This window comes from Psychromonas sp. Urea-02u-13 (genome assembly GCF_002835995.1).
Classification (GTDB): Bacteria; Pseudomonadota; Gammaproteobacteria; order Enterobacterales; family Psychromonadaceae; genus Psychromonas.
In genome coordinates this window covers 32762-40347 of the sequence record NZ_PJBZ01000072.1, presented here as the reverse complement: position 1 = coordinate 40347, position 7586 = coordinate 32762, and the positions used below count along the sequence as shown (strand labels likewise).

The 7586-nt window shown below is 38.0% G+C and carries 6 protein-coding genes; 2 read left to right on the top strand and 4 right to left on the bottom strand.

Annotation, left to right across the window (positions count from 1 at the left end; genetic code table 11):
* Nucleotides 1-424: 424 nt before the first annotated feature.
* Nucleotides 425-1564 (top strand): Na/Pi symporter, encoded by a 1140-nt coding sequence (locus CXF74_RS14485; protein WP_101083247.1) that lies wholly within the window; start codon nucleotides 425-427, stop codon nucleotides 1562-1564.
* Nucleotides 1565-1638: 74 nt separating this feature from the next.
* Here the strand turns inward: CXF74_RS14485 and CXF74_RS14480 are convergent, their stop codons facing one another.
* From CXF74_RS14480 to CXF74_RS14470, 3 genes are all read right to left on the bottom strand, one after another.
* Nucleotides 1639-2295, bottom strand: coding sequence for a hypothetical protein (locus CXF74_RS14480; RefSeq protein ID WP_101083246.1), 657 nt, complete (start codon nucleotides 2293-2295; stop codon nucleotides 1639-1641).
* Nucleotides 2296-2490: 195 nt separating this feature from the next.
* On the bottom strand, nucleotides 2491-2745 hold the full coding sequence (locus tag CXF74_RS14475; protein ID WP_101083245.1) for a hypothetical protein: 255 nt from the start codon (nucleotides 2743-2745) through the stop codon (nucleotides 2491-2493).
* A gap of 287 nt (nucleotides 2746-3032) precedes the next feature.
* Nucleotides 3033-3782, bottom strand: coding sequence for a PilZ domain-containing protein (locus tag CXF74_RS14470; protein WP_101083244.1), 750 nt, complete (start codon nucleotides 3780-3782; stop codon nucleotides 3033-3035).
* 757 nt (nucleotides 3783-4539) lie between these two features.
* Between CXF74_RS14470 and CXF74_RS14465 the strand changes: the two genes are divergently transcribed.
* The gene (locus tag CXF74_RS14465; RefSeq protein ID WP_101083243.1) at nucleotides 4540-5829 is read left to right on the top strand and encodes an alpha/beta fold hydrolase; all 1290 of its coding nucleotides are present in this window, start codon (nucleotides 4540-4542) and stop codon (nucleotides 5827-5829) included.
* A gap of 89 nt (nucleotides 5830-5918) precedes the next feature.
* On the opposite strand, the gene CXF74_RS14460 is transcribed toward CXF74_RS14465, so the two are convergent.
* Nucleotides 5919-7517: a B12-binding domain-containing radical SAM protein gene (locus tag CXF74_RS14460; RefSeq protein WP_101083242.1), complete on the bottom strand. Its 1599-nt coding sequence runs from the start codon at nucleotides 7515-7517 to the stop codon at nucleotides 5919-5921.
* Nucleotides 7518-7586: the final 69 nt, after the last annotated feature.

Sequence of the window (7586 nt, the reverse complement as noted above, 5' to 3'; positions counted from 1 at the left end):
GTTGAACAATTACATGATGCGTTGGAAGTCTTGGCTAAAGCGATTTTGTGGTGTTGGCACAGACTATTTGGAGAATTATCTAAGTTGGTTTCGATTTATGACACAAAATAAAGAACATTCCGATTAGGCCTGGGTTGAATATGCGCTTTGAAATTAACTAGAAAATGTAACCAACACTCAAATACAACAGCGCCATATAGCAACAGTTGTAAGTTTAAACATTCATATATTAAATACTGCAACACTGTTATGGAACAGAGCCCATTTCTTAGTGGGTATTTCACTGCTTTTCTAAACTGATATTCAACTGTCACATTTCTGTCATATTCATCTGTTTTAATGCGCTTGTCAAAAAACTAAAACATAAATGTCACATTGAGTGACGAGCAATAGCATTTAACCGATTACACAATAGGTAACAACCATGAATGTGTTCAACAAGTTTAAACAAACAAATAAATTCTTTAATTGGGCTGCCGTTTTCTTTTTAATTTACAGCATGTTAGTTGCTGTAAGCACGGTTAGTAGTGGTTTTAAAATCTTCTCTGGCGGTACTGCTGGTGCAGAGCAAATATTCCAATTTGTGACGAATCCTTTTGTCGCACTTATTCTTGGTACGTTAGCAACGGCTTTAGTACAATCTTCATCAACGGTAACGGCTGTTATTGTTGGACTGGTTGCGGGTGGTTTACCACTTTCTATCGCTATCCCGATGATAATGGGTGCTAACATTGGTACAACTATTACTAATACGATTGTTTCAATTGGTCACGTTCGTGATAAAGCGGAGTTTAAACGGGCTTTTAGTGCTGCGACTGTGCACGATTTCTTTAACTTAATGGCAGTGATGATTTTCTTACCCCTTGAGATGATGTTCGGTTTCCTTGAGAAATTAGCGACTGCATTAGCACATTTCTTTATCGGTAGTGCCAATGTTTCAATGAAAGAGTTTAATTTCATGAAAGCCTTAACTAAACCTGGGGTTAACTTTGTCAGTGATTTAGTTTCTTTTATACCGGGGAAAATGGTTGGTATCGCTATGGTGGTTGCAGGTGTCTTAATTATCTTATTCTCGGTTACCTTTTTAGGAAAAGTATTAAAAACCGTGTTAGTGGGACGAGCAAAAAACATATTACATAATACAATCGGTAAAGGTCCTGTGACGGGCATTGCTTCGGGCGCGTTAATGACTGTGATGGTGCAATCGTCTTCAACAACGACAAGTTTAATGATTCCATTAGCGGGCAGTGGCATGTTTACGACACGTCAAATATACCCATTCACACTAGGCTCTAATATCGGTACAACTATTACCGCATTACTGGCTGCAACTGCGATTTCTGGCGCTGCATCTGAAGCTGCTTTAACCATTGCACTGGTACATTTCTTATTCAACTTCTTAGCGGTTATTATTATTTACGGCATACCAGTATTACGTGAAATTCCATTAAAACTTGCTGAGCGTTTAGCGGAAGTGGGCACTAATAATAAACTACTCGCTCTGGCATACGTTATCGGCACCTTCTTTGTGGTACCGGGTTTGATTATGGTTGGTGTCCGCTAGAGTCGTTAGGTAATAAAAACTGCAATCACTTCATTTCTATGTAGGCCTTAGCGGACCTTAGGAATGAAGTTAGTTTAATAGCTGTACTGATCTAACGACGCATCATTGATAATAGCTTGAAGTTTAATGAAATCCGCTTTAGTACCATCAATCAGTTCACTGTTAAAAATAAAGGCTGGCACGATACCCGCGGGGTCGAGCCAAGCTTTATAATTTACTTCCACCAATGAATCGCTTATTTTTGTTATTTTCCAACTTGATTCAAGCTGTGATAAACGCAGATTAACTTCATCACTTTCGACTCTCTCACTGCATGAATAAATATTGATTGTGGTATTATCCTCTTCAAAAAAAGTATCCACACAGGTGATCAGTTCTCGGTTTTTAAAGGGCCAAGGGCTATTAATGACAGTACGTAATAGATATTGATGATTATTATAAACAGTCAATACTTCTAAGCTGTCTAAGCGTTGTAACCATTGAGATGTTTGTTCGATATTTGATAACACGCGAAATACCAGCTCTTTGGGTTGCTGAGTAAAGAAGGTCGCCTCAACTTGTTTGAAATTGCTTTGTTGGTATTGGTTTAATTTAACCTGAAAATTAGGATTGTATTTCTGTTGCGATTTTAGTGGTACTTCTTCTTCCTGATGCACGATGGCACAACCCGCAAGTAGTGTTATCGATGTAAACAAAAAACAGTTTTTTAATATTTTAAGTGGCGTGTTCATCCAGAAACCTTAACTGTAAAGTCGATATGATTTATTTTTCTATGGAGAGCTTGAATCGGTATGACAAAAATGGCCAATTGATTTTTCAATAATAGCTGATCATTTAATGGTGATAGATTGAAGTTATGTATTAATGTGAGGTTTAACAGAAAAGTTGTGTTGGGCGCTTAGAATGACGGTTTTTGTGCTATATGATCAATCATTATATTTAGAAAATAACAGTTCGCGCTCTGCAAATAAACGTATTTTACGGGCATTACGTCTTCTTTGAGATTTTTCTGATTTATCGTCACCAAAGAGGTCTTGCCGCTGTATTTTCTCAATTTCAGAAGTAATGACAGAAATGCGTTTATTATCTCTTGATTCCGAAGAACCCGCAGCGATTTTTGATAGCGCGGTTACCAATACGATTAAGAATTGAATTCCAAACATTGCTAATATTATTTTCATACTGGCCTGTGTTTACTGTTGATAGCATCCGTGTTTCTTGAATGCCAATGCCTTTTGGGGCGCATTATAAACAGGTGCACCCAACAAATAAAGTTCGATGCACTTTGGAAATAGACGTATTAGCCTTAGGATTTAACGCTTATTGTTGTCAGTTTTTGTGTGGCGAAGCTAATTTTAGAAAGGAGAGTATTGAGCGGATGTTTTTATACCACCGTTTTATTGAGTGGATTAATCATGCGATATAAAAATTTGAATGCATCGTTTGTTATTCGTTATGTCGTTAATGTTTAGCTAGCCTTAGTTATCGCAAGTTTAGTGCCATCAAATTTGAGTTTCCCTAGTAATAATTTCACGTTTTTTTGGCCGTCACCGCTAAATCTTAAACCATACTCTGAGTGATTGATGGAGCTTTGTAAGTTGCAGACTTCACCAATTAATTGCGCTGATTCTGTGATAGATTTTCCCTGATGAGTCACACTGATCACCACGTTATCACCAATATCTAGGGTTTTATTGAGTACAGAAGTCACTAATCGGCATCCACCTTTAGACAAATCGTGTATTTTGCACTCAAATTTATGATTGTTGGTTAATGCTTGTGCCATCAATGCCACATCGTAACGGGGCTCTTTACGCAGTTGATATATTTGCATTGATTGAGGCAGTGACAGTAATATCATTGCGACGGGCGCTTCAATAATATGTATCAATTGGCTTTTAAAACTAATATGCGCACCACGGCCTCTCGATGAAATTACACTGACTTCCATCCAAAATCCTTCTTGAAAGAAATAGTCCTTATCGTCATCTTGAACTTCAGGCATTTCCATTAGGATATATTTGTGGCCATGGCCGCCAATAAAACTCGCTTTACTGGAAAGACGGGTGCCAATGGGGGTCACTAGGTCAAAGGTTAACTCGCTGCCATGCGCTATCATTGGAAGTGCATCAATACTGCTGATGGTCGACTGCATTATTTTAGCTTGGCGTTTGTTAATCATTTTATCTTTTAATGCTGTTGCATCTTGTTGTGACATAGATCCTCCATGATAAATTTTATGTTATACCAAGTGCATTAAATATGTGATCTTGTATTGCGCAGGAAAAGCGTGTGCTATCAAGGCATGAGTTGCAGGAAGTAGTTATTCTCCTTTCAAAACTCATCACGTAGATAGCGTTCGCTTAAACCAGCAAGGCTGATCACATATTAAATTCGGTTGGTATTAGCACCTAATTATAGGCAAGACATGCTAAAGCATTTATGGGTGAGTCTCCATAGCTAACGTTATGCTTATTCAAGTAAAATCTAAAAAATATCAATGTTTGATGTTGTAATTCAGTTATAAGGCGGAAAGTTGGATATCCATCTTTGTTCAGAGGCCTCTGATTTAACTGATGGTTAATTCATCATACTTTTCGCTAAGCCTTATTATTGTATTTTCCGCTGTGCAGAAACTCACTCTATTTCTTAAAGATCAGGAAATTGTATTAATGATAACTTTAAACGCGAGTCGTGAAATTCGCCATTTTTGTATTTAACCTGAGTCCTGGTTATTTAGCTTTTCTGATAACGCTATTTATACCCATGCTAGGTCAAGATGCAAAGTCAGCAAGGAAAATTGAAGTCTCGGCATGTTAAGTCGACATTTTATAACGACCTAGATTGCTATAAGTTGCCTTGGCCTACCGAGCTTGTGCCTGACAAAATATCTTGAGGAAATAGGGGGATATACTGTGTTTTTATTGTCAGGTTGCTGGTAATGTTGATGCTTATATTTTTAAAGGACAAGCCTAATGCAAGCGCAGTTTATTGACAATAACGTACTTTATTCGCAACATAACTTTCACTTACCATTAGATTATCAGCAAGCAGATAGCCAACAAATTCAAGTCTTTACGCGGGAGTTAGTCGCCTTAGATAAACAGGATGATGACTTACCGTGGTTGGTTTATCTACAAGGTGGACCTGGCTTTGAAGGGCCTCGCGCAAGTGCTTCATCGGGATGGTTGAAACGTGCCCTGCAGCAATACCGTGTTTTACTGTTAGACCAACGTGGCACTGGCCAGAGTAGTGCCATTAATCATCAATCGTTAGCGCATTTAACGCCATCAGAGCAAGCTTTATACCTTAGCCATTTTCGAGCTGACAATATAGTGCGTGATGCAGAAGCCATTCGTGCTCTGCTTGGCATTGAAAAATGGGCAACACTAGGACAAAGTTTTGGTGGGTTTTGTACGCTGACTTACCTTTCGTTATTTCCACGGAGTTTATTGCATTGTTTTATTACTGGTGGCATTCCGTCCATTAAACGCTCTGCAGATCAGGTCTACCAAGCGACTTATCAACGTGTGACAGACAAAAATAAGGCTTTCTTTGTGCAGTTCCCTCACGCACAATTTCTGTGTCAGGAGATTGCGTCCTTTCTTAGTAAAAACACTGTGTTATTGCCTAATGGTCAAAAATTTACCGTCGAACAACTACAGTTAATTGGTATTAACTTAGGGCGAGGCAATGCCAATATTGGGCTTTACATGTTGCTAGAAAGTGCTTTTATTAATGTGAATGGCAACAAGCAACTGAGTTACTCTTTTTTGAACCAGATGCAACAAGAGCAAAGCTATTTAACCAATCCTATTTATGCGTTATTACATGAACAAATTTACAATCAAGGCGAGGCATCTAATTGGTCTGCTCACCGAGTTAGGGATGAATTTCCACAGTTTAATTATGCAAGTGGTGACAACTTCTATTTTACAGGTGAGATGGTTTATCCGTGGATGTTTGAGCAGTTAGCGACTTTAAAACCGTTACAAGCAGCTGCGCAATTATTAGCGGAAAAACAGGATTGGGGGCAATTGTATGATGCATCGATATTAGCGAATAACCAAGTGCCTGTTGCCTGTGCGGTTTATGCGGATGACATGTACGTTGAGTTTGATTACAGCCGTGAAACATTAGCTAATATTGGCAACTCAAAAGCGTGGATCACTAACGAATATGAGCATAATGGACTGGGTGTTGATGGTGAGAAAATATTAGGGCGACTGATTGAGATGGTGCAATCGATTAAAAACTTACCGTAATGACTGTTCTGGTAATTAGTCTTCTCGTCGCTAAGCTTTATTTCCATAAGGCGCTTTGGGTCAGCGCCTTATGGTTTATTTAAGAAAGCTTACTGCATATGTTGTTTTTGACGCTGTAATAACTTGCTAGGTCTGATGACTTCTTTCTTCTGACCGGCATAAAGGTTAAGTGTATTAAACACACTTTTCAATTGTGAACCGGTGTAATCTAATTCAATTTTAGGTAGTACCAATTGATGTTTTTCAGGGAATAACGCTTCAACCGCTTGAGAGATTAATTCATATAATCGCTTAAGGTTAATTTTATGCGTTTGACCCGTTTCTTCAAATAACCAGTTTGTGATAGCCATAAAATCTTCAAACGGATTATCTGTTAATAGATAAGCTAATGTATGTTTAAAGCGACCTGAGTTACCTATCATATCCCAGTATCGAGCAAAGCGATTGACCAGTTGCATCGTGGCAAAATCAACACGATCGGTACTTAATATATTAAAAGGAGGCAGTGGATTAAAACGCAAATCAAAGTTTTCTGTGTGCCTAATAATCGGACTCCCTTTAAGACGCTTTAAAATACCCATTTGAATTTCATGTGGCTTACAAGCATAAAGTTGGTCAAAGCTATCTTTAAAGGACTCGAAGGTTTCACCCGGCAGTCCAAAAATCAAGTCGGCATGAAGATGCGCGGTTGTATTTTCTTTTAGCCAAATCAAATTTTGTTTTGATTTAGGGTTATTTTGTTTACGACTAATATTAGCTTGCACTTCCTGGTTAAAGGTTTGAATGCCGACTTCAAATTGCAAGGTGTTTTCAGGGAACTGCGTTAACATTTCTTTTAATTTTCTTGGCAGGTGATCTGGCACAACTTCAAAATGTAGATACAAGTCATCGGTCATTCTATCTAAGAAAAACTGCATAATTTGTAGCGAAGTATTAATGTCTAAGTTAAAGGTTCTATCAATAAATTTAAAGTTACGTGCACCACGTTCATACAGTGTTTTCATTTGATCTAAAAACACAGTGAGCTCGTAAGGATTTGATTTAGTGTCTAATGACGATAAACAAAACTCACACTTAAAAGGACAGCCTCGTGATGCTTCCACATACAATAAACGATTCTTTAAATCTTCATCGCTATAATATTGGTAGGGCATTTCAAGGTCTTTTAAATCAACGGGTTTGGACTTAATGATTTTAGTATCAGGCGCCGTGTTATAGATAATATCCTTACACAATTCGTAAAAACTGACATCAGCTTCGCCGGTTAACACATAATCAGATGCCTGAACAATGGCTTGCGCCTCTGATTCATAACTTACTTCAGGGCCTCCCAATACCACTTTAACTTCAGGTGCGATGACCTTTAACAGACTCACGACATTGGTTGTTTCTACGATATTCCAGATATAAACACCAAACCCTACAATCGTCGGTTTTGATGCCAAAATTTGTTCAACAATATCAAGGGGGCGTGTTTGAATAACAAACTCTTTGACCTCACATGACGTTTGTAAGTCTTTTAAATTAGCGTAGAGGTAACGTAAACCTAAACTGGCATGAATATATTTTGAATTAAGCGTTGCGAGCAATATTTTAGGTGAAGATAAGCCGTTGATAACGGGAGTCTTATTTTCACTCACACCGGTGCGCATAATTGTTAGTTCATTATCGAATTGTTGAATAGCCATTAAGGTTCTTAAATGTTGTGGGAATGTATGAGGTAATAATACAGTAATCGTTTCTTTTATTCAGTGTCT

What these genes read in the sequence shown, in the direction of transcription:
- CXF74_RS14480 (WP_101083246.1), bottom strand. Translation starts at nt 2,295, where the DNA reads ATGAACACGCCACTTAAAATATTAAAAAACTGTTTTTTGTTTACATCG.
- CXF74_RS14470 (WP_101083244.1), bottom strand. Translation starts at nt 3,782, where the DNA reads ATGTCACAACAAGATGCAACAGCATTAAAAGATAAAATGATTAACAAA.
- CXF74_RS14475 (WP_101083245.1), bottom strand. Translation starts at nt 2,745, where the DNA reads ATGAAAATAATATTAGCAATGTTTGGAATTCAATTCTTAATCGTATTG.
- CXF74_RS14460 (WP_101083242.1), bottom strand. Translation starts at nt 7,517, where the DNA reads ATGGCTATTCAACAATTCGATAATGAACTAACAATTATGCGCACCGGT.
- CXF74_RS14465 (WP_101083243.1), top strand. Translation starts at nt 4,540, where the DNA reads ATGCAAGCGCAGTTTATTGACAATAACGTACTTTATTCGCAACATAAC.
- CXF74_RS14485 (WP_101083247.1), top strand. Translation starts at nt 425, where the DNA reads ATGAATGTGTTCAACAAGTTTAAACAAACAAATAAATTCTTTAATTGG.